This window comes from Ciceribacter sp. L1K23 (genome assembly GCF_018122705.1).
Classification (GTDB): domain Bacteria; phylum Pseudomonadota; class Alphaproteobacteria; order Rhizobiales; family Rhizobiaceae; genus Allorhizobium.
Genome location: NZ_JAGRRC010000001.1, coordinates 1,741,469 through 1,762,663 on the forward strand (window position 1 = coordinate 1,741,469; position 21,195 = coordinate 1,762,663).

Sequence of the window (21,195 nt, forward strand, 5' to 3'; positions counted from 1 at the left end):
CCCATGACGCTGCTGCCGGTCGAGGATGCTCAGGCCCGGCTGCTGGCGCGGGCCACTCCGATCACCCGGACCGAGACGGTCGGCCTGATGGAGGCCGACGGGCGCAGACTCGCCGCCGACGTTACCGCCAGGCTCACCCAACCACCCTTCGATGCCTCCGCGATGGATGGCTACGCGCTGCGGGCCGAGGACGCGCCCGCGGTTGGATCGGAATTCACCGTGATGGGCGAATCGGCGGCCGGCCACGCTTTCGAAGGCTCCGTCGGTCCGGGAGAGGCGGTGCGAATCTTTACCGGCGCGCCGGTTCCGGCCGGTGCGACCTCCGTGTTGTTGCAGGAAGATGCGGAGGTGCTTTCGGGCAACCGCATCCGCACGACATTTGCCGTGCAGCCCGGCCGTCATATCCGGCCGCGCGGGCAGGATTTCGCCGAAGGAGAGGTCGTGCTCGCGAAGGATTGCCGTCTCGATTTCGCTCGCCTGACGCTCGCCGCCGCGGCCAATCATGCGACGCTCGATGTCTACCGCCGGCCGCTGGTGGCGCTGCTCGCCACCGGCGACGAACTGGTGCGGCCTGGCGAGGCCCCGGGTCCGTCGCAGATCATTGGCTCGAACACGTTCGGGATCGCCGCCCTTGCCCGCGAGGCCGGGGCCGAGGTGCTCGATCTTGGCATCGTGCCGGATCAGGTTCCGGCGATCGCGGCGGCCGTTGAAAAGGCACGGACCGCCGGCGCCGATGTGCTGGTGACACTCGGCGGCGCCTCGGTCGGCGATCATGATCTGGTGCAGAAGACACTCGTTGATTGCGGCATGGTGCTGGATTTCTGGAAGATCGCCATGCGCCCCGGCAAGCCGCTGATGGTCGGGAGCCTGGGCGACATGCACGTGCTCGGGCTGCCCGGCAATCCGGTGTCGAGCATGGTCTGCGGGCTTCTGTTTCTCGAACCGCTGCTACTGACGCTTTCGGGCCGATCGCCCCTGTCGCGCGAACGGATGGCGGTGAGCGAGACGGCCATGCCCGCCAACGACCGGCGGCAGGACTATGTTCGCGCGACACTCCGTCGCGATGCCGACGGCCGCCTGCTCGCCCGCAGCCACGGCAAGCAGGATTCGTCGATGATGAAGATCTTCGCCAAGTCCGAATGCCTGATCATCCGTCCGCCCCATGCCCCAGCGCTGGAAGCGGGAAGCCCCTGCCCGGTTCTTTTGCTGCGGTCGATCGACAGTTAGAAAAAATGGGGTGGAGACGTCTCCCCTACCTCTTCACTCCTACTTTCAGCTTTTTGTTTTCAACCACAGAACTTCAATAAGTAGCCCCGGCACCTGCCGTGGACGATCTTTTGGTCAATCGCTCGCGTCCAAGCACCATCGGGGGTTTGCTGGTGAAGCGAGCGCTCGCAGAACTAGCTGACTGTGAAAATTCATAGTTCGTCGGCCTGAATGACCTCAACATCGGCAAGCAGGCGGAAGCAATCCCACGTTGCCGGCGAAATGTGAGCAATTCCAGATTGACACAGCAAATTCTTTTAAAGACATTCGAGATGAAGTTGAACCAAGCTGGGGATTGGGATGGGAGATCAAGCGCTTCAAGAGTCTTTAGGGAATTATGATTGGTATCATATCGTGGATCTGCCTGGCGGCCTCCAGACTCCCGGAAGACCACATTTCAAGTACATGTGGGATCTCGTCATCCAATCGCTCGACCGGATCGATTTTGCCGGAAAGCGAGTGCTCGACATTGGTTGCCGGGACGGACTTTTCAGCTTCCACGCGGAAGAGAAAGGTGCTGCCGAGATCATCGGGATAGACAACTTTTTGTCGAAAGGTGCCGTGGAGGTTGTTATTCCGGCGCGAAAGTCGAAAGTCCAGATGGTCGAGATGAACGTTAACGACTTGACCCGCGAAACTTTTGGCACGTTCGATGTGATAATCTTTGCAGGCGTCCTGTACCATCTCCGGTATCCATTCTGGGTAATGAAAAGGCTACAGGAGTGCCTGAACGATGGTGGCGTAATCATTATCGAGACAGGCGTACTCCTGTCGATGAACCAGCATCCCATGATGTTTTGTCCAGCGGGAGAGGTAAAAGGCCCTTACGATCCGACCTCGTGTACCTTTTTCAACATTACTGGGATGCGATGCACCCTTCAGTCGATGGGCTTTACGAAGATTAAAGTTGAATCGATGATCCAGCACATCAAGGGTGGCCACGCGATCATCGCAGTCGATGAGAAGAATTTAGACAAGACATTTGATCGTAAGATCGGTCGCGCAGTCTTCTCGGCTATCAAGACAAACGAAGCTGTGAACGACAAATGGGTCGACGATTACTGGGACGGAATTCAAGACCCCGAAGAGTTGAGAAAACGCGGCATCCTGGCGCAGGACAAGCCGCATCAGGGGAAGGAAGCGACGGTGACGGAAGCGGCAGCTACTCTACCGCTTGAAGCTCCGAAGCGTAAGTCCACGCCCGCAGCTGCCCCGAAAAAGAAAAGCAACAAGAAAAAGAAGAGCTGGTGGCCGTGGCGTTAGAGCTCACTGGCAACAGTCCGATACCTTTTTGTTTGTAGAGCGAGGTTGCGGCGGGCTTTCACCCACCGCAACCTCCGCAATCAGCCTGCCGGCGTCAGGGTCATCGACGTGCCTGTTGCGGCAAGGTTGAGGCCGAGCTGGCCGGTGACGCTGACGGTCTGCAGGTGGATCGAGCCAGAGGTGCCGCCGATCAGGATGTTGGCACCGATACCCGCTCCGACTGTCGCCTCCGCCGTGGCACCCTGATAGAGGCCGGCGAGCGAACCCTGGTGATAGCCGGCGGTCGGCGCGAAGACCGCCCAGACCAGCTTCGAGCGCGTGGTGAAGCCGAGATCAACGCCCATCTTTCGGATCGCTCCGGTATAGGTGTCAAGCGGTTCCGATCCCATGGCCGAAGAGAAGGTGCAGGTCGCTTCCTTGGCCGAGCCGAGAACGTAGCCGACGCCACCGCCGATATCGCAGGTGAGATAACCGATGCGCACGCCGCCGGTCTTGCCGCTCTCGTAGGCCGGAACCGGCTCCGGGGCACGATAGACGGCGTCCGCCGCCATGGCCGCACTCGCCGTGACCATCGATGCGGACAATGCCGCTGCAAGGGTCTTTTTCATCCCTGTCCTCCTTTTTCAATTCGTTGGCTGCCCGCCAGCGCGAGGCGAACGCCCCGCCGGCAGTCATGTTCAACGCTCGTGGCAAAAGAATGATCCAAAGATGGCGTCAACGAAATGTCACAGGCCGAAACATTGGCGTCAGACCTCCGCCGCGCCGCCGACCTCAGGGCGCCGGCAGCGACAGTTCGACGGAAACACCGTCCCGGCCGCAGCGCCGAACCTCACGCGGCAGGCCCGGAAGATCCTCGTCCCTGTCTCCGGCGACCCGCTCGTGCACGGTGGTCCCGAAGGTCGTGCGGTCGACCATCACGGTGTTGCACTCGAAGCCGTCGTCCGGCACCTCGGCCGTCTTTTGAGGCAACGGTTCCGTGCTCATCGCTTCGCCCTTGCCGGCCGATCCCCAGTCGATCGCCGGCAGTTCCTGAGCATGGGCCGCGCCGGTCGTCAGCAGGGCGGTCAGGAGAGCGGGCAAAATCGTTGTCGGGCGCATCTCTCCTCCATCTAAAGGTCGGCATAGCCAGTGTAACACCGGCTGGAGGGCCATCCAAGGGTGAATTCGGCCGCGGACCGTTCCATCCATCTACCGTCGCTCGCCGGTGTGCCTCCGATGATCCTTCGAGGCCCTCGCGTTCGCGAGGTCACCTCATGATGAGGGGGTGCAGGGTGGCCTTTCGCTTGTGCTCAAGGCGTTCGTTGCTGCAATCGATTCACTGGATCGATTGCTTCGCTGCGCGGACCGCGCCTCACCCCCTCACCAACAAAATCTATGACTTAGCTTTCGCTAAGATCATGATTTTGTAACCTCTCCCACCAAGGGAGAGGTGGACCGCGCCGGCGCGGCAAACGCCTCTTCTACCCTTGTGGGAGAGGAAGAAAAATCGGCATCTTAGCGAAAGCTAAGTGCCAGATTTTTCAGGTGAGGGGGTCTCTTCTTCCCCCTCGACCTCTCGCGTGGTTGCCTCGCTTCTCGTCATCCATCTCCTCCATTCACCCCTTCAAAATCCCGCGCACCCCAAAACCCCGCAGAGGCTCTCCCCCTCCGGTTCGGCATCACCTGTAATGTCTTCCCCAAACTCGAAACACAGGGGAAGCGGACGGGGTACCGGGGGCACCTCGTTTAGTTTAGTATAGTGGTACCTTCCGGTACCCTGTTCGGCGGTTTTTATCCGCGACTTCGGCCTCTCTGCGAGAGCGTCAGGCTTCCGGTGGAGGATAAACCTCCACCCCGCATGCGCCGCCGGGACTTGTCAGGTCCGTTGGCCCGCGCCGCATGCATACCCCGCGCTCCCCTCCGTGCCCCACAGGCACACCCGGCGCCCGGTTAGGGCTGGATGACGGGCCTGGCTGCAAACCCGTCCTCCCCCATGTCGCCGGAGGGAGACCATTTTCCGCGGACCCCGGTGGCAGGCTCTTGCGTCCTTCCCCCACCACCAGCGCCGGCCCCGCCTCGCCACAACGCCTTGTGGTGTATCCGCGACGGAACGGGAACAAGGATACGGGCGTGGAAAAGAAGGGGGAAAGCAGCGGTGAAATTTTTTCGAGGGTGGGAGCGGATTTCTTTTAAGATGCTGATTTTGTTGGGATATAATTTTTGTGGTGTGCCTTGGGACGATCCCCTCACCTGAAAAATCTGGCACTTAGCTAAAGCTAAGACGCCGATTTTTCTTCCTCTCCCACCAGGGGCGAGGAGGAGATTGCCGCGCCGGTGCCTTCCACCTCTCCCTTGGTGGGAGAGGTTACAAAATCATGATCTTAGCGAAAGCTAAGTCATAGATTTTGTTGGTGAGGGGGTCGTGATCTCCACCGCTTCACCCTGAGGTGCCCTGGCGGAGCGAGGGCCTCGAAGGGTGCTTGCGGGGCACAATCGGCGGCCAGCCTCGTGCTTCGAGGCGCCGTCGGCGCACCAGCATGAGGCTGGAGGGAGTAGGTACGCCGCGTTGCTGACGGTTTCCCCTTGCCCCTCACAGCGGCTCCCTCGCAAACCCCTTGGCGAGGATCGGGCCGGTGGGGCGGCCGGTGGGGGAGCCGCCGAAGGGTTCGAGGGTGAGTTCGTAGAGTTGGTTGTCGCGCGGGGCCGGCAGTGGCGGGCCGTCGAGGCTTGCGGAGCGGGCGCCGGCGAGGAGGCCAAGCGAGACTGGACCCATTTCATTGGACGGCAGGGTCCAGACCTCGATGGTCTTGTCGGCGGGAACCGCGAAGTCGGCGAGCAGGCGCACCCTGGCGTTCTCGTTGCCGAAATCCTCGACAACGGCCTGAACCGCACCCCTCTCGTCGAGCAGCACGGCGATCACCACTGGATCCACCGTGCGCATCAGGCTGAAGGCAAGACCGACGGCGAGCACAAGCGTGGCGGCGAGCGAGGCGAGCGCCGTGGCGCGCCAGGGGGCAGCGCGGTTGTCGTTGGCAGACGTGGCGATTCCGGGCGATATCGGACCAAGTCCAGTGTTGTTGTCGTTATATCCGGACTGCGCGACCGCACCGGCCACCGGGCCCTCGCCGGAGGAGCGGATAGTACCGTCGGACAACGGGCCGCCGGACTGCGGGTCGCCAACATCGCCTCGACGATTACGCTCGGTCGTGGCGCGAGGCGCCGGACTTTCGCCTGACAGAGGCAGCGCCGTATCCGTCTGGACGCTTTCGTTTGCGGCAGTGACCGGCTCGGTCGGTGCTCCACGCGACGGCACGGATCCCGGCTTCGACGCGGGGCCGGATGATAGGTGACCCGCCGCGGGAGAGTCCATTCCGGGGGCGGTCACCGTCGCGGCGGATGGGTCCGTGGGCGAGGTGGTCGAAGGCGGCGTTGTGGCACGTGTGGACAATCCTGCCTCGATGCGCTGCCAGAGCCCCTCGCCCGCCTCGACCGGCTCGATGCCGGTGTCGAGCGGCAAAAAGCGGTCGCGGCTTTCGGCGACGGCGGCGCACATTGCCGGGTCGCGGTCGATCGCGCGTTCGACCTCTTCCTTGCGCGCGGCATCGAGAAGGCCGAGCACGTATTCGTCGGCGAGTGCGCGGATGTCGTCGTTATCGTTGCCGCCGGGCGGCGTTGTAGGGGAGCCGTTTGTCATGCCATGCACTCCCGGAGCGCGGTCAGCCCCCGGCGAATCCACGACTTGGCTGTGCCGAGCGGGATGCGCAGGCGTCCGGCGATCTCGCCGTGGGTATAGCCGCCGACATAGGCCATCAGGATGCCGCGACGGCGGGTCTCGTCGAGGGCGCCGAGGCAGTCGCGCAGGCGGGCATCGCGGTCGAGGCGGTGCCAGGCAGCCATGATCTCGTCGGAGCGTTCTGCCTCCTGAATGGCCTCCACCTCGTCGACGGTGAACTCGCGCCTGTCGTCGCGCAGGAGATTGAGGGCTCGGTTCCTGACGATGGCGTAGATCCAGCCGCGCGCGGAGCCACGGTCCGGCGCGTATTGATGGGCATGGGTCCAGATGCGCAGGAAGGCGTCCTGCACGGCTTCCTCGGCGAGATCGCGGCGGCGCAGGATGCGCTCGGCGACCGCGACAAGCTTGCCGCCCTCGCTGTCAAAGATCCGCCTGAGTGCCGTTTTGTCTCCGGTGGCACATCCGGCGATCGCTTCCGCCAGAGGGTCCACCGTGGTCGTCATGGAATTCACGCGCATCTCCGTTGTCGCGAGGGCGCAACAACCCTCAAAGGCTATACGCGCGAGACCCAGCTTTCGGATGCACTGCCGGAAAATTTTTGATGCGACTGCATCCAAACGGTGGGTCTGCCGTGTCTTCAGTGACGGAAGCATGGGCAGAGACGCCTGCTTCCAACCGGAACCACAACACGGGAGACCACCCATGAAGACCATTCGTTTCGCCCTGATCGCCAGCACCGCGCTCGGTTTTTCCGCCCTCTCCGCCGCCGCCGCCCCGGTTCTCGGGCTAACGGGCGACAAGACGCTCGTCATGTTCGACACCGACACGCCGGAGGTCAGCAAGACCATGGAGGTCACCGGCGTCGACAAGCTCGTCGGCATCGACTTCCGTCCGGGCAACAAGACCGTCGTCGGCGTGACGCCGGGGCATGCGATCGTCACCATCGACCTGGAGACGGGTGCCGCGACCGAAGTCGCCAAGATGGACACGATGCTGCCGATGACGGACGCGCCTGTTGTCGTCGACTTCAACCCGATGGCCGACAGGTTGCGCTTCATGACCGGCACGACCAATCACCGCGTCCATCCGGATACCGGTGCCGTCACCGTCGACGGCAGCCTCGCGTTCGAGGACGGCGACATGCACAAGGGTGAGACGCCCAATACGGTGGCAGCGGCCTATATCAATTCGATCGGCAAGCCGGAGGCGACCGCGATGTACAATATCGACGCGACGATCGGCGCGCTGATCCAGCAGACCAAGCCGAACGACGGCACGCTGAAGGCGATCGGCAAGCTCGGCATCGACGGCACGCAGGCGAGTTATGCCTTCGACATCCAGGGCATGGAGGGCGGCGCCAACACGGCCTATCTGGTCGCCGACCGGACGCTCTATACGGTGAACCTGGAAACGGGTGCCGCGACCAAGGTCGGCGACGTCACGGGCGTGGACAGCGCCGTGCGCGACATCACGGTGCTGCCGGCGATGTGAGGCATCGCTTCGAGGTTTTGCGAGAAACGAAAAACCCGGCGATTTCGCCGGGTTTTTCATATGAATGCCATCGCGGCAGGCTGCCGGTCAGACCAGGCGGCTCTGTTCCTTGGCGGCTTCGATGAAGCTTGCGAACAGAGGGTGCGGGTCGAGCGGGCGGGATTTCAGTTCCGGATGGTACTGGACGCCGATGAACCACGGGTGATCGGGGTATTCGACCGTCTCGGGCAAAAGGCCGTCGGGCGACATGCCGGAGAAGACGAGGCCGCACTCCTCGAGCTTTTCCTTGTAGTCGACGTTGACCTCGTAGCGGTGGCGGTGGCGCTCGGAAATGTCGGTCGAGCGGTAGATCTCGGCGATCTTGGTGCCCGACTTCAGCGAGGCACGGTAGGCGCCGAGGCGCATGGTGCCGCCGAGGTCGCCGGCGGAGGAACGCTTCTCGAGCTCGTTGCCCTTCATCCATTCGGTCATCAGGCCGACAACAGGCTCCTCGGTCTTGCCGAACTCGGTGGACGAGGCCTTGTCGATGCCGGCGAGATGACGCGCGGCTTCGACGACCGCCATCTGCATGCCGAAGCAGATTCCGAAATAGGGAACCTTGCGCTCGCGGGCGAACTGGGCGGCGAGGATCTTGCCTTCCGAGCCGCGCTCGCCGAAGCCGCCGGGCACGAGGATGCCGTCGACCTTTTCAAGCCACGGCGACGGGTCTTCCTTCTCGAAGATTTCCGACTCGATCCATTCGAGCTTGACCTTCACACGGTTGGCGATGCCGCCGTGGTAGAGCGCCTCGATCAGCGACTTGTAGGCGTCCTTGAGGCCCGTGTACTTGCCGACGATGGCGATGGTCACCTCGCCTTCCGGCGTGCGGATGCGCTCGCAGACGTCTTCCCAGGCTTCCAGACGCGGCTTCGGGGCCGGCTCGATGCCGAAGGCGGCGAGCACTTCGTTGTCGAGGCCTTCCTTGTGATAGGCCATCGGCACGTCGTAGATGTTGGCGACGTCGAGCGCCTGGATGACGGCGCTTTCGCGGACGTTGCAGAACAGCGACAGCTTGCGGCGCTCGGCCTGCGGGATCTCGCGGTCGGCGCGGACCAGCAGAATGTCCGGGTGGATGCCGAGCGCCTGCAGTTCCTTGACGGAGTGCTGGGTCGGCTTGGTCTTGAGCTCGCCTGCGGCCGGGATATAGGGCATCAGGGTCAGGTGGACGTAGACGGCGGAGCCGCGCGGCAGGTCGTTGCCGAGCTGGCGGATCGCCTCCATGAAGGGCATGGCCTCGATGTCGCCGACGGTGCCGCCGATCTCGCAGATGACGAAATCGTAGTCCTCGTTGCCCTCGACCACGAAATCCTTGATCTCGTTGGTGACGTGCGGAATGACCTGGACGGTGGCGCCGAGATAGTCGCCGCGGCGTTCCTTGTCGATGATGTTCTTGTAGATGCGGCCGGTGGTGATGTTGTCGGTCTTGGTGGCCGAGCGACCGGTGAAGCGCTCGTAGTGGCCGAGGTCGAGGTCGGTTTCCGCGCCGTCGTCGGTGACGAAGACCTCGCCGTGTTGCGTCGGGCTCATGGTGCCCGGATCGACGTTGAGATAAGGGTCCAGCTTGCGGAGACGAACGCGGTAGCCGCGTGCCTGCAACAATGCCCCGAGTGCCGCGGCCGCGATGCCCTTGCCAAGAGAGGAAACCACGCCGCCTGTGATGAATACATATCGCGCCATGGGAGTCACCGGATACCTTCTCGAAACTGATTCCGCCAGCCCTAAAGAGCACAGTCCCGACTTTTTTGTCGGCGCGGCGGAATATGGACAAAAGAAAACCGGCGGACTTTTCAGGGTCCGCCGGAGGATGTCATGCCTGACCGATCAGTTGCCGGTCGGAACGGCGTTCGGGTCGGCCGGGGCCTGAGCCGGCGCAGCAGGTGCTGCCGGGGCCGCGGGCGTTTCGCCGGTGGCCGGAGCCGGAGCGGAGCCGCCGAGCTGGTCGAGAACGTTGCCGCCGGTCTGGCCGGCCGGGATGCGGTCGAGGATGTCGGTCGGGCTCGACTGGTAGCGGGCAAGAATGCCAAGCCCCAGCGAGGTGATGAAGAACAGCGTCGCCAGGATCGCGGTCGTGCGGGTCAGCGCATTGGCGGTGCCGCGCGCCGACATGAAGCCGGAGCCGCCGCCGATGCCGAGGCCACCGCCTTCGGAGCGCTGGATCAGCACGACGCCGACCAGCGCCAGCACGATCATGAGGTGAACGACGATCAGAACGGTCTGCATGGAATATCCATCCTGCCCTTGCGGGCCATGCGAATTCGTGTTGGCCGGCTCCTTACATCAGCCGTCTGCGCAAGGAAAGCCCCTTGGACGCTTTTCAGCCGAGCAGGCTCTCGTAGACGCCGTATATGGCGAGGAAGTCGGCCGCCTTCAAGCTGGCGCCACCGATCAGCGCGCCGTCGACATTGGCGACCGCCATCAGCTCCTTCGCATTGCCCGGCTTGACCGAGCCGCCATAGAGGATGCGCATCTTGCCACCCTCGGCGCCGAAGCGCTTCACAAGTTCGTCGCGCAGGAAGGCGTGGGCCTCGGCGACGTCGGCGGCGGTCGGTGTCAGGCCGGTGCCGATCGCCCAGACGGGTTCGTAGGCGATCACCGTGCGGGCCGCGACAGCGCTATCAGGGACGGAACCGGAGAGCTGGCGCTTCAGGATATCGAGCGTCTGGCCGGCCTTTCGCTCGTCGGCGGTCTCGCCGATGCAGATGATGGCGGTGAGGTCGGCCGCAAACGCCGCTTCGGCCTTGGCGCGGACGAGGTGATCGGTTTCGGCGTGATCGGTGCGGCGTTCGGAATGGCCGACAATGACATGGGTGCCGAAGCAGTCGGCGACCATCTCGGCGGAGATGTCACCGGTGTGGGCGCCGGACGGGTTCTGGTGGCAATCCTGGGCGCCGATCGCAAGCGGGCTGTCCTCGCAGAGCGCGGTCGCAACATAGAGCAGCGTCGCCGGCGGGCAGATCAGCGTCTCGACCTTGTTCGACAGGTCGCCCTTGACGCCGTCGGCCATCGCCTTCAGCTCGGGCAATGCATCGCGCGTGCCGTTCATCTTCCAGTTTCCCGCGACCAGCGGGCGAACGTCTGGCGTCATGATCTCTTCTCATCCCTCTATACCATCGCGTCGACCTAGCAAAACCTGACCGCAAAGGAAAGGTTCCGGGGCGCAGAGGCCTTGGGAATCGGCGCATATGGTGAAAATTAGGCCCGTTTCCGGCTATTTCGCCGATAAAATCCAGTTGATCGCGTCGCGCCAGTCGGTCATGCGCACCGGCGTGCCATGCGAACCGGTGGCAAAGAGCGTGAAGCGGGTCGGGTAGCCGGCCTTCTTCAGGCGGTCGTAAAGGGCGATCTGATCGGTGGCGGCGTAGACGCTGTCGGCAGAGCCGTGGCTGAAATAGAGCGGCAGTTTGGTCTTCGCGAAAGCGCTCTTCGAAAAGTCGGGGTCGGTCGCGCCGCCCATGATCATCATGCCGGCGAGATCGGCGACGGCGGCGGTTTCGCGGGCGATGCCCCAGCAGATGAAGCTGCCCATGGAGGCGCAGGCGAGGATGACGGGGCGTCCGGGCGAGACAGCCCGGGCATGGGCGACGAGACCGCCCACCGCCGCGACGCCGGCGGCATCGAAGGAGGGAACGCTCGGGGCGTAGTAGACACCGCCATTGTCGACGGCGAGGTTCTTCAGCCGGTTGAAGTTGCCGCCGAAGGAGAAGTCGTTCGACCCGAGACGGCGGTCCCCGCCCCTGCCGTGAATGAAGATGACGGTGAAGGCGGCACCTTCGGCGCGACCGACGCGGGTGACGGGCAGCGGTCCCGTCGCGAGGTTCAGCGTTTCGTTCGCCTGCTGTTTCTTCACGCCAAGGGAGACGTATTTCGCCTTGGCGCGGCGTTCGGGGATCTGGTCGCGGCCGTTGATGTCGCGCAGTTCCTGATAGTCGATCACCTCGAAATCGCCGCCGTCGCGGGTTTCGAGCACCGCCTGTCCGGAAAACAGGTCGTCCTTGAAGGGTTTCAGAGGGCCGTCGGGCGCGGCGGACAGCGGCGTTGAAAGGCCCAGAAGGACCGTCGCCAGCGTTGCGATGCGGAAATGACCTGTGGACATCCTCGTCCCTTCCTGTACTGCGAGGGCATTGCGGTCTTGCCACGGGCGCCCGGGAAACGCAAAGATTCGCCACGAAATACCGCGATTGCCGGACATCCGGGCGTATCGCGGTCGCGACCCATCCGCCTTTCTGGCAAGATCCAGCCGATTCGCGATCCAAGGGACCAAATGCGGCGATCGTGTGCGCTCCGTCAAAGCCGCACCGCGCCGCCCGAGAACAAGAGACGACATGGAAGACAGCAACGATCTCTTCTCCGCCGTGCCGGCACCTGCAAAGCCGGACCCCACCCCAGAGGCCCGGCCGCAGCCGGCCGCCCCGGTTGCGCAGGCGGCCCCTGCCCCGCGTCCGGTTCCGGCGGCACCCGCGACCTCGTCGGGCGACGATTACGGCGCATCCTCCATCCGGGTTCTGGAAGGGCTGGAGCCGGTGCGCATGCGGCCCGGCATGTATATCGGCGGCACCGACGAAAAGGCGCTGCATCACCTCTTCGCGGAAGTGATCGACAACTCGATGGACGAGGCGGTCGCCGGACACGCCAACTTCATCGAGGTGCATCTCGACACCCAGGGCTTCCTGACGGTGACCGACAACGGCCGCGGCATACCGGTGGAACTGCATCCGCAGGTGCCCGGCAAGTCGACGCTTGAAGTGATCATGACCAAGCTGCATGCCGGCGGCAAGTTCGACGGCAAGGCCTACGAGACCTCGGGCGGCCTGCACGGCGTCGGCGTGTCCGTCGTCAACGCGCTGTCGGACTATCTCGAGGTCGAGGTGGCACGCAATCGCAAGCTCTACCGGCAGATCTTCTCGCGCGGCGTGCCGCAGGGCGGACTGGAAGAACTTGGCGACGTGCACAACCGGCGCGGCACGCGCGTGCGCTTCCACCCCGATCCGCAGATCTTCGGCGACGCGGCGAAGTTCGATCCGGGCCGCATCTTCCGCATGGCGCGGTCGAAGGCCTATCTGTTCGGCGGCGTCGAAATCCGCTGGTCCTGCGATCCCGGCATGGTGCCGGAGGGCGGAGAAATCCCGGAGAAGGCGGTCTTCCACTTCCCCGGCGGCCTCAAGGACTATCTGGCGGCGACGCTCGGCAAGGAATTCACCGTCACGCGCGAGATTTTCGCGGGCAAGACGGAAAAGACCGGCGGCCACGGTGCGCTCGAATGGGCGATCACCTGGTATGGCGGCGATCCGGCGATCCATTCCTATTGCAACACCATCCCGACGCCCGAAGGCGGCACGCACGAAAGCGGCCTGCGCATCGCGCTCACCAAGGGACTGAAGAACTATGCGGAGCTGACGCAGAACAAGCGGGCGCAGCAGATTACCACAGACGACGTGATGATCTCGGCGGTCGGCATGCTCTCGGTCTTCATCCGCGAGCCGGAGTTCGTCGGCCAGACCAAGGACAAGCTTGCGACCGTCGAGGCCCAGCGCATCGTCGAAAACGCGCTGCGCGATCCGTTCGACCACTATCTCGCGGACAATCCGAACGAGGCGGCGAAGCTGCTCGACTGGGTGATCGAGCGGGCCGAGGAACGGTTGCGCCGACGCAAGGAAAAGGAAGTCAACCGCAAGACGGCGGTGCGCAAGCTGCGTCTGCCCGGCAAGCTGGCCGACTGCGCGCAGAACACCGCAGAGGGTGCCGAACTCTTCATCGTCGAGGGCGATTCGGCCGGTGGCTCGGCCAAGCAGGCGAGGAACCGCGCCAACCAGGCGATCCTGCCGCTGCGCGGCAAGATCCTCAATGTCGGTTCGGCGAGCCGCGAGAAGCTGATGGCCAACCAGCAGATCGCCGACCTGATCCAGGCGCTCGGCTGCGGCACGCGGACGAAATATCGCGAGGAAGATCTCCGCTACGAACGCATCATCGTCATGACCGATGCCGACGTCGACGGCGCGCACATCGCCTCGCTGCTGATCACCTTCTTCTACCAGGAAATGCCGGAGCTGATCCGGGGCAACCACCTCTATCTCGCCGTACCGCCACTCTATGTCATCCGCCAGGGAGCCAAGACCGTCTATGCGCGGGATGACGCGCACCGGGCGGAGCTGATGGAAACCGTGTTCAAGGGCAAGAAGGTGGAAGTCGGCCGGTTCAAGGGCCTCGGCGAAATGATGCCGGCACAGCTCAAGGAAACGACGATGGACCCGGCCAAGCGGACGCTCTTGAAGGTCGAGATCGACGATGTCGATTTCGAAGGCACCCGCGACGCGGTCGACGCGCTGATGGGCACCAAGCCCGAGGCCCGTTTCCGGTTCATCCAGGACCGCGCGGCCTTCGCGGACAACCTCGACATCTGAGGAATCGAAGCCCCGGCACACTTTGCACATGACTGTTCGCTTCGTGCAAATACACCGGTTTGGAGCGCCAGACGCTTGCGGCATCGTTGCCCTGAACCTGCAAGTTGAGGCATTCTCCGCGACCAGGAAGAGAACCGCAGGTGTCACTCGGAAGCCATGGGCAGGGACGATTTCACTGGAATTTACACGGCGAAAGCGTCGATAGGCATGTCCGGGAGACCTGTTGACATGCTGTCGTCGTCGGTGGTCGAAGATGCCGCCCAACAGGCCAGGCGACAGCCATGGGTCGCCATGGAGTGCAATCAGCTGACGCCGGGCCGGTCCGTCGGCACGATGGATGTGATTGACCTCGGCACCCAGCAGATCGTGCGCGAGACCCAGACGGTCTCGGTTCACAAGGTGGGGACCACGCCCAGGAATTTCTGCACGTTATCAATCTGCACACCGGGAAAGAATCGCATTTCGGTGCATGGCGAAGACGGGATCGGCTGTGTGTTCTTTCTTCCCGGTCAGACGGAATTCGATCTGCTGATCGCCGGCGGCTCGCAGACAACCTATGTCAGCTTCCCGGAAGACGATTTGCTGCGCGCCATCGAGGCGCTTCGACCGGCGAACTGGAACGACAGAGCCGAAGGCATGCGGGCAATCGACATGGCCGACAAGGCGATGTTCGAGACTGCGGCGGCGATCTGGTTCGAGGCCGTCGGCGCGGCCGTCGCCAGGGGTGACGCCGTCGACCTTGAAAGGCTGAGCGGGACGATCAGGGACGCGGTGCTTCAAATCCTCACCGCCAGCGAGCAGCAGGGTTTCAGCGACGTGAGTGCCGGCGAACGTGCACGTGGATTCCATATAGGCCGGCGGGCGCGGGCGCGGATAGAAGAGGAGCTGCAAAAAGACGAACTGCCCTCGATCAGCCGCCTTTGCGAGGAACTCGGCGTTTCCGAACGCGGTCTTCAATATGCGTTCCACGAATATGTCGGCGTCTCACCGCTCGCCTACATCCGAATCTGCCGGCTCAACCGCGCCCGCGCGCTGCTGCGCCAAGCCCTCCCATCGGAAACGACGGTCACCGAGGTTGCAATGCACTTCGGTTTCCTGCATCTAGGCCGCTTCGCCGCCGACTATCGGAAGTTGTTCGGCGAAAGCCCGTCTTCGACTCTGACCTCCTGAAATAGCAAGAAAAAACATGCCTCCGATCGCTTTTGCGGAAAGCGGATAGCGGGCGCGGCACTGCCTTTTCTAGTTTCGGCCTGCGACACGGCCCTGCTTTGCGGCATGCAAGCGGGGAATTTTCAGTCGCGATCGACTTGAGGGGAGTTTATTCGTGAATTTTCACCGCCTTCGTCCCGGCGCGCGCCTAGCCGTTCTTCTCACATCCACCTCCCTGACCGTGACGGGCGCTCCGCTGTCTCGCGCACTTGCCGACGAGATCATCGATGGCGGCAGCAGTCAGGTTTACTCAGGGGGAACGCAGCATGACGCTGGTGGCACTCTTTACATCGGCTCATCCGGCGAAGGCACGCTCGACATCTCCGGCAGCGCCGATGTCACAGCCGATGGCACATTTCTAGGATACTCTTACGGCAGCAACGGTTCCGTGACCGTCACCGGCGACGGATCAAGCCTCGGTGCGGGCTCGTTCTTGATTGTCGGCCGGAACGGCTCGGGCAAACTGACGATCACCGACGGCGCAGAGGTCACCTCAGAAGAAAACACCGTTATTGGCAACCTACTCGGTTCGGAGGGCGCGGTTACGGTCACCGGTAATGGATCCAGACTGAATGTCGGAGAGCAGCTTGTGGTCGGCTCGGCAGGCTCTGGCACACTCCATATCTCCGAGGGTGCGGAGGTAACCGCCATGTATTCCGTCCTGGGCTTCTATTCGAATCATCAGGGTACGATCACCGTCAAAGGTGCCGGATCGACATTTGATCTTGGTTTTTCGCTTATGCTTGGCAACCAGGGTTCGGGGGTTCTGACTGTCGCCGATGGTGCCACGGTCACCGTCAACGCCGGCGACGAAACGATCACCATCGCAGACCAGGCAGGCTCCACCGGCACGCTGAACATTGGCGCCGCGGCGGGCGAGACGGCGGTCGCGGCCGGTACCGTCAATGCCGGAACCCTCGCCTTCGGCGCCGGCACGGGCACGATCGTCTTCAACCACACCGATGACGACTACGAATTCGCCGCCGACATGACGGGACACGGCGAGATCGACGTCTATTCCGGATATACGAGCCTGACAGGTGACCTTTCCAACTTCACCGGCGCCACTGAGATCCACGGCGGCGCGTTGTCGGTCGGCTCCAGGTTTGCCAGCACGATCCTGATCCTGGACGGCGGCATCCTTGGCGGCGTGGGCACGGTGTCGGATGTCACCCTCACCTCCGGCGCGACCATCGCACCCGGCAATTCGATCGGCACGCTCACCGTCGATGGCGACCTGACCTTCGGATCCGGCTCGACCTACGCCGTCGAAGTGGACGCCGGGGGCAGATCAGACCTGATTCACGCAACGGGTGTCGTGACCGTCGATGACGGTGCGTCCGTCTCCGTCTCCGCCGAGAACGGCACGGATGACGGTTCGACGTACGCGCTCGACACCACCTACACCATCCTGACCGCCGACAGCGGCATCGACGGCGCCTTCACGTCGGTGACCGAGAACTTTGCCTATCTGTCCGCCGCCCTTGCCTACGACAATAACAGCATCAGCCTGATACTCAGCCGCAGTCCGGATGATGATGACGACGATGACGACGACGACGACGACGATGATGTCGTTGCCTTCGCCGACCTGGCGACCACGGCGAACGGCCGCGCCACCGCCAACGCCATCGACGCGATGGGATCGGGAACACTTTACGACGCCATCCTCCATCTACCGGACGGCGCGCCGGACAACGCCTTCCAGCAGCTTTCCGGAGAGTTGAGTGCCAGCATACCGGCGTCCATGCTGTCGCGATCGGCCTTCAGCCGCGACGTGGTGATCAACCGCGTTCGCGATACGATGAACGCCCCCATGACGGGCAGTTCGGCAGTGGCCGCCTATGGCGAGGACGGCTTTGCCGGATTTTCGGACGATCTGCCCGCGACAGCGTTCTGGGCCAGCGGCTTCGGCGGCCTAACGACGCTCGACGGTGATGGAAACGCGCTGGGCAATACGGCGGGCGGCGGCGGCGTCCTGTTCGGAGTGGACCGTCCCCTGGGTGACGGCTGGCAGCTTGGGGCCCTCACCGGCTATGGCCAGGACAGGCTGAGCAGCGATGGCATCGAGGCAAGCGCCTCCATCGACAGCTATTATCTCGGCCTTTACGGCGGCCGGCATCTTGGTCCGCTCTCCCTGCGCTTCGGCGCGATCCACAGCATCCAGGAGATCGACAGCGAGCGCACCGTCGCCTTCCCAGGCTTCACCGACCATCTGACGGCCGACTATCATGGCACGACCTCGCAGGCCTTCGCCGAGGCCGCCTGGCGCTTCGACCACGATCTCGTGCACATCGAGCCCTTCGCCAATCTCGCCTATGTGCAAACGCGCACCGATGCCTTCACCGAAAACGGTGGCGCGGCTGCCTTGTCGAAGGAAGCCACAAACGACGACCAGCTGGTGGCCACGCTCGGCGTGCGCCTCGACCGGGACATCGCCTGGCAGGGAATGCTCGGCCGGCTTTCGGCCGGGCTCGGCTGGCGGCACACCTTCGGGGATCTGTCGAGCGAGGCGACCATGGCGTTTGCCGGTTCGGACGATTTTGTGATCTCCAGCGCGTCCGCCGATCGGGACACCGCGATGGTCAATCTCGGCGTCAGCCTCGATCTCAGCCAGACCACCAGCCTGGCGATCGGCTATTCCGGCCGGTTCGGCGAAAGCAGCGTCGAACATCAGGCCACCGCAAAGCTCGGCATGACATTTTGAAACGGGGTGTCCCGTGCGCGTTCTCGGACAATCTTGATCTCCGAGACGCCGATCCAAGAGGTGGAAGGCTTTTCCTTCCGCGATTGAGGTAATTCCGTTGACGCTTATTCGATTTTCCGACCGTCCGATCGGCATAATCCTGCCCTGTGTCCTTCTTCTGGCCGGTATTTTGGCAGCGGTACCATCGGCGTTCGCCGCCGATGGCAGCATTGACATTCCGATGAGGGTGGGAACATACGCGAGTGGCGAAATTTATCATAGTCCAGCGGGCGGGCCTTGTGGCTTTGAACACGTGACAGGGGCGAGCATTGCGTCAGGCTCAATCCCCCCCGGCGTCTCTCTATTCGCATTTTCCACCAACCCCGTCTTCAAATATTCCGGGATTCCGACGATACCGGGAAGTTATACGGTGGCGATAAACGCTGCCTGGTATGATGACCTGTGCTTGATAGGTGGAAACGATGTCATCACCGTCAACTTCACCGTGGCCGACGAAGCCCCGACGGCCGCTAATGTCGTAGCCACCGTCGCGGCCAATTCCGCCGACAATGCCATCACGCTGTCGCTGGGTGGCGGCACGGCGACCAGCGTCGCCGTCGCATCCTCGCCATCACATGGCACCGCAACCGCCAGCGGAACGTCGATCACCTATACGCCGACGGCCGGGTATTCGGGCTCCGACAGCTTCACCTATACCGCCACCAACAGCGGCGGCACGTCGGCGGCTGCAACGGTTTCGATCACGATCAGCGCGCCGGCCCTTGCCATCTCGCCGTCCGGTTCGCTGAGCGCAACCGTCGGCAATTCGTTCTCGCAGGCCTTTACGGCGAGCAATGGAACGGCTCCCTACGGCTTCGCCATGACGGGAGCCCTGCCGGACGGACTGTCCTTCGATGCAGCGTCGGCGACGCTTTCCGGCACGCCGACGGAAGGCGGCACCTATCCGCTGACGCTCCGGGCCACCGATGCGCTCGGTGCTTCCACAAGCACCGTCATCACCCTTGCCGTCGACATCAGCGTCACAACCGTGCCGATCACGGTCTCCGCGATCTCGGGCGTGACGACGACGGTGGATCTGACGACCGGCGCGACCGGTGGGCCGCTCACCGGAGCGCGGCTCCTCTCGCTGTCGCCACCAAACGCCGGCGATGCCGTGATCATCCTGGGCGACACAGCGGCCTCGACGGGCGATGCCGCCTTTGCCGCCGCACTCTCGTCCGGTCGGTACCAGCTTCGCTTCACAGCGAACCCGACCTTCACCGGCACCGCCATCGCCACCTACACGCTGACCAGTGCAAGCGGCACGTCCGCGCCGTCAACGGTCACATTCATGGTCAGCGCACGGCCCCTGCTCAACAGCGACGCCGATCTCGTCGGCCTTGTCGAGGCGCAGGCGCGCGCCGCGGTCCGTCTCGCCGAGGTGCAGATCGACACGGTACAGGACCACTTGCGGTCGCTTCGCACCAAGCCCTGCCTGGAAAACAGCCTGCAGATAACCGCCGACGACGGCCATGGCGGAACCGCACCCATCGACGCCAATACCGGCTGCTCCAACATCGCCGGCGGCAACCTCGCCTTCTGGAGCGCGGGCTCGATCATGTTCGGCGACGATGATGCCAGCCGCGGAGGGAATGACTCGACCTTCAAGACGGTCAACCTCACCGCCGGACTGGACTATCGCATCACCGAGTATCTGACGGCCGGCATCGGACTAGGCTTTGCCATCGACGAGGATGAGATCGGCTCGAGCGGCACCACGAGCAGCAACCGCGCCGCCAGCGTGACCGTGTATGGTCTCCAGACGCTGGGCGACGGATTTTATGTCGATGGCCTTGCCGGCGTCGGACTGCTTGATTTTACTTCCGTGCGGATCACGGGGACCAATTCGGCCGAGGCGGAGGCCCAGCGTGACGGTCACCAGTTCTTCGCCGCCTTTGGCGGCGGTTATGACTGGACCGCGGGGGGGTTCACGGTCTCACCGCACGGGCGTATCAGCGCGTCGCATTCCGTGCTCGACGCGATGACGGAAACGGGGGCCGACTGGGAGAACGTGGCGCTGTCGCGCCAGACGGTAGACACGCTGACGGCAAGTCTCGGCCTCGACATATCCTACGCGATCCTGCTCGACGATGCGGTGCTGACCCCGGAACTTTCGCTCGACTTTTCCCACAGCCTGTTCGACAGCGGCGACACCACAGCGACCTATGCCGACAGCAACTGGCCGATCGACTACGTCATCCCCGGCACGACCGACCGCAGGAACAACGCAGTTCTAGGCCTTGGCATCACCCTGAGCAGCACAGAGAGGGCATCGATCTCCGCCCGTTATCGCTCCGCCTTCAATGGCGATGGCGTCGTGAACCAATCCTTCCGCGTCGATCTCAGCGGCCGCTTCTGAGCGACGGCGCGGCGAGGTCTGGCGGCGGGATACGAGCCGGTCAGAACCGGTAGCGGACGCCGAGGAGGTTGGCGTTCGAGCCGCCCTCCATGTTGCCCAGCGTGCCCCAGGCGCCGGAGCGGTGGTGCAGGCGCCAGAAGATCTCGCGGTTCGGGTTGTCGACCGATGACAGGCTGATCTCGGGTCCCAGATAGAACAGCGTGCTGGCGTCACCATTCTTGCGGCTGTCCTCGTTGTCCTGCTCCCTGCCCTCCATGGTTCCGGTGACGTGGCTGATACCGAAGGTGAAGGCCGGCGATATACGGACTTTGTCGGCGATCACGAAACCGTCGTAGCGCGCCACCAGACCACCCCAGATTTCGGCGCTGGCATCGCCGCCGAAGCGGCCGGCAAGTCCTGCCTCGAGGCCGAGTTTGACCTCGCCGATGCTATAGGGGAAAAACTGATAGCCGAAGCCGACGACGGGATGGTCCTCGTAGCCCACGGTGAAGGGATTGGCGCTCTGTCCCATGTCGCCCTGTGTCATCGCACCAACGACGCCGAACACGGCCTGGTCGATCGCGTCATCGGCCGGCCGGCTGTCCTCAGCATCCGCCGTGTCGACGGCCAGCGTAAGGGCTGACCCGAACAACAATACCGCGCCCATATACCGATCGATCAAAACAGTTCTCCGAAGATTTTCCGTCCTAACATAGCTGCCGCGCGGTTCATT

15 protein-coding genes and 1 pseudogene are annotated in these 21,195 nt (G+C 63.5%); 7 read left to right on the forward strand and 9 right to left on the reverse strand.

Annotated features, from left to right (window positions below; genetic code table 11):
* The first annotated feature begins 3 nt into the window (after window positions 1-3).
* Together glp and J5J10_RS08150 are read left to right on the forward strand one after the other, a co-directional pair.
* A complete protein-coding gene (gene glp / locus J5J10_RS08145; protein WP_211929518.1) occupies window positions 4-1,227 on the forward strand; it encodes a gephyrin-like molybdotransferase Glp in 1,224 nt (407 codons plus the stop codon).
* A 339-nt stretch (window positions 1,228-1,566) separates the two neighbouring features.
* Window positions 1,567-2,529, forward strand: a complete 963-nt coding sequence (locus J5J10_RS08150) for a class I SAM-dependent methyltransferase (RefSeq protein ID WP_211929519.1) — start codon at window positions 1,567-1,569, stop codon at window positions 2,527-2,529.
* Between the two features lie 80 nt (window positions 2,530-2,609).
* Here J5J10_RS08150 and J5J10_RS08155 read toward each other — a convergent pair whose 3' ends face one another.
* From J5J10_RS08155 to J5J10_RS08170, 4 genes and pseudogenes are all read right to left on the reverse strand, one after another.
* Window positions 2,610-3,137 (reverse strand): DUF992 domain-containing protein, encoded by a 528-nt coding sequence (locus J5J10_RS08155; protein WP_211929520.1) that lies wholly within the window; start codon window positions 3,135-3,137, stop codon window positions 2,610-2,612.
* Between the two features lie 163 nt (window positions 3,138-3,300).
* The gene (locus J5J10_RS08160) at window positions 3,301-3,627 is read right to left on the reverse strand and encodes a hypothetical protein (RefSeq protein ID WP_211929521.1); all 327 of its coding nucleotides are present in this window, start codon (window positions 3,625-3,627) and stop codon (window positions 3,301-3,303) included.
* A gap of 1,471 nt (window positions 3,628-5,098) precedes the next feature.
* A pseudogene (locus tag J5J10_RS22385) lies at window positions 5,099-5,545 on the reverse strand (anti-sigma factor); the annotation flags it as partial.
* A gap of 653 nt (window positions 5,546-6,198) precedes the next feature.
* Window positions 6,199-6,744, reverse strand: a complete 546-nt coding sequence (locus J5J10_RS08170; RefSeq protein ID WP_211931180.1) for a sigma-70 family RNA polymerase sigma factor — start codon at window positions 6,742-6,744, stop codon at window positions 6,199-6,201.
* A 199-nt stretch (window positions 6,745-6,943) separates the two neighbouring features.
* Between J5J10_RS08170 and J5J10_RS08175 the strand changes: the two genes are divergently transcribed.
* Window positions 6,944-7,732: a DUF4394 domain-containing protein gene (locus J5J10_RS08175; protein WP_211929523.1), complete on the forward strand. Its 789-nt coding sequence runs from the start codon at window positions 6,944-6,946 to the stop codon at window positions 7,730-7,732.
* Between the two features lie 87 nt (window positions 7,733-7,819).
* On the opposite strand, the gene J5J10_RS08180 is transcribed toward J5J10_RS08175, so the two are convergent.
* The 4 genes from J5J10_RS08180 to J5J10_RS08195 form a co-directional block, all read right to left on the reverse strand.
* Window positions 7,820-9,457, reverse strand: a complete 1,638-nt coding sequence (locus J5J10_RS08180; protein ID WP_349252053.1) for a CTP synthase — start codon at window positions 9,455-9,457, stop codon at window positions 7,820-7,822.
* 135 nt (window positions 9,458-9,592) lie between these two features.
* Window positions 9,593-9,991 (reverse strand): preprotein translocase subunit SecG, encoded by a 399-nt coding sequence (gene secG / locus J5J10_RS08185; RefSeq protein ID WP_211929525.1) that lies wholly within the window; start codon window positions 9,989-9,991, stop codon window positions 9,593-9,595.
* Window positions 9,992-10,085: 94 nt separating this feature from the next.
* The gene (gene tpiA, locus J5J10_RS08190) at window positions 10,086-10,856 is read right to left on the reverse strand and encodes a triose-phosphate isomerase (protein WP_211929526.1); all 771 of its coding nucleotides are present in this window, start codon (window positions 10,854-10,856) and stop codon (window positions 10,086-10,088) included.
* 123 nt (window positions 10,857-10,979) lie between these two features.
* A complete protein-coding gene (locus tag J5J10_RS08195) occupies window positions 10,980-11,864 on the reverse strand; it encodes an alpha/beta hydrolase (protein WP_211929527.1) in 885 nt (294 codons plus the stop codon).
* A 229-nt stretch (window positions 11,865-12,093) separates the two neighbouring features.
* Here J5J10_RS08195 and parE point away from each other — a divergent pair, with 229 nt between their 5' ends.
* From parE to J5J10_RS08215, 4 genes are all read left to right on the forward strand, one after another.
* Complete coding sequence (gene parE, locus J5J10_RS08200) at window positions 12,094-14,169, forward strand: DNA topoisomerase IV subunit B (RefSeq protein ID WP_211929528.1); 2,076 nt, start codon at window positions 12,094-12,096, stop codon at window positions 14,167-14,169.
* 228 nt (window positions 14,170-14,397) lie between these two features.
* The gene (locus tag J5J10_RS08205; RefSeq protein ID WP_211929529.1) at window positions 14,398-15,339 is read left to right on the forward strand and encodes a helix-turn-helix domain-containing protein; all 942 of its coding nucleotides are present in this window, start codon (window positions 14,398-14,400) and stop codon (window positions 15,337-15,339) included.
* Between the two features lie 154 nt (window positions 15,340-15,493).
* Window positions 15,494-18,085 (forward strand): autotransporter domain-containing protein, encoded by a 2,592-nt coding sequence (locus tag J5J10_RS08210; RefSeq protein ID WP_211929530.1) that lies wholly within the window; start codon window positions 15,494-15,496, stop codon window positions 18,083-18,085.
* Between the two features lie 409 nt (window positions 18,086-18,494).
* Entirely contained in the window at window positions 18,495-20,483 is a 1,989-nt protein-coding gene (locus J5J10_RS08215; RefSeq protein ID WP_211929531.1) for an autotransporter outer membrane beta-barrel domain-containing protein, read from the forward strand.
* A 40-nt stretch (window positions 20,484-20,523) separates the two neighbouring features.
* Here the strand turns inward: J5J10_RS08215 and J5J10_RS08220 are convergent, their stop codons facing one another.
* Window positions 20,524-21,144, reverse strand: a complete 621-nt coding sequence (locus J5J10_RS08220) for a hypothetical protein (RefSeq protein ID WP_211929532.1) — start codon at window positions 21,142-21,144, stop codon at window positions 20,524-20,526.
* Between the last annotated feature and the right edge of the window lie 51 nt (window positions 21,145-21,195).

Bases quoted from the DNA above. Each gene is read 5' to 3' on its own strand.
- glp (WP_211929518.1), top strand. From the start codon at position 4: ATGACGCTGCTGCCGGTCGAGGATGCTCAGGCCCGGCTGCTGGCGCGG.
- J5J10_RS08150 (WP_211929519.1), top strand. From the start codon at position 1,567: ATGGGAGATCAAGCGCTTCAAGAGTCTTTAGGGAATTATGATTGGTAT.
- J5J10_RS08155 (WP_211929520.1), bottom strand. From the start codon at position 3,137: ATGAAAAAGACCCTTGCAGCGGCATTGTCCGCATCGATGGTCACGGCG.
- J5J10_RS08160 (WP_211929521.1), bottom strand. From the start codon at position 3,627: ATGCGCCCGACAACGATTTTGCCCGCTCTCCTGACCGCCCTGCTGACG.
- J5J10_RS08170 (WP_211931180.1), bottom strand. From the start codon at position 6,744: ATGACGACCACGGTGGACCCTCTGGCGGAAGCGATCGCCGGATGTGCC.
- J5J10_RS08175 (WP_211929523.1), top strand. From the start codon at position 6,944: ATGAAGACCATTCGTTTCGCCCTGATCGCCAGCACCGCGCTCGGTTTT.
- secG (WP_211929525.1), bottom strand. From the start codon at position 9,991: ATGCAGACCGTTCTGATCGTCGTTCACCTCATGATCGTGCTGGCGCTG.
- tpiA (WP_211929526.1), bottom strand. From the start codon at position 10,856: ATGACGCCAGACGTTCGCCCGCTGGTCGCGGGAAACTGGAAGATGAAC.
- J5J10_RS08195 (WP_211929527.1), bottom strand. From the start codon at position 11,864: ATGTCCACAGGTCATTTCCGCATCGCAACGCTGGCGACGGTCCTTCTG.
- parE (WP_211929528.1), top strand. From the start codon at position 12,094: ATGGAAGACAGCAACGATCTCTTCTCCGCCGTGCCGGCACCTGCAAAG.
- J5J10_RS08205 (WP_211929529.1), top strand. From the start codon at position 14,398: ATGCTGTCGTCGTCGGTGGTCGAAGATGCCGCCCAACAGGCCAGGCGA.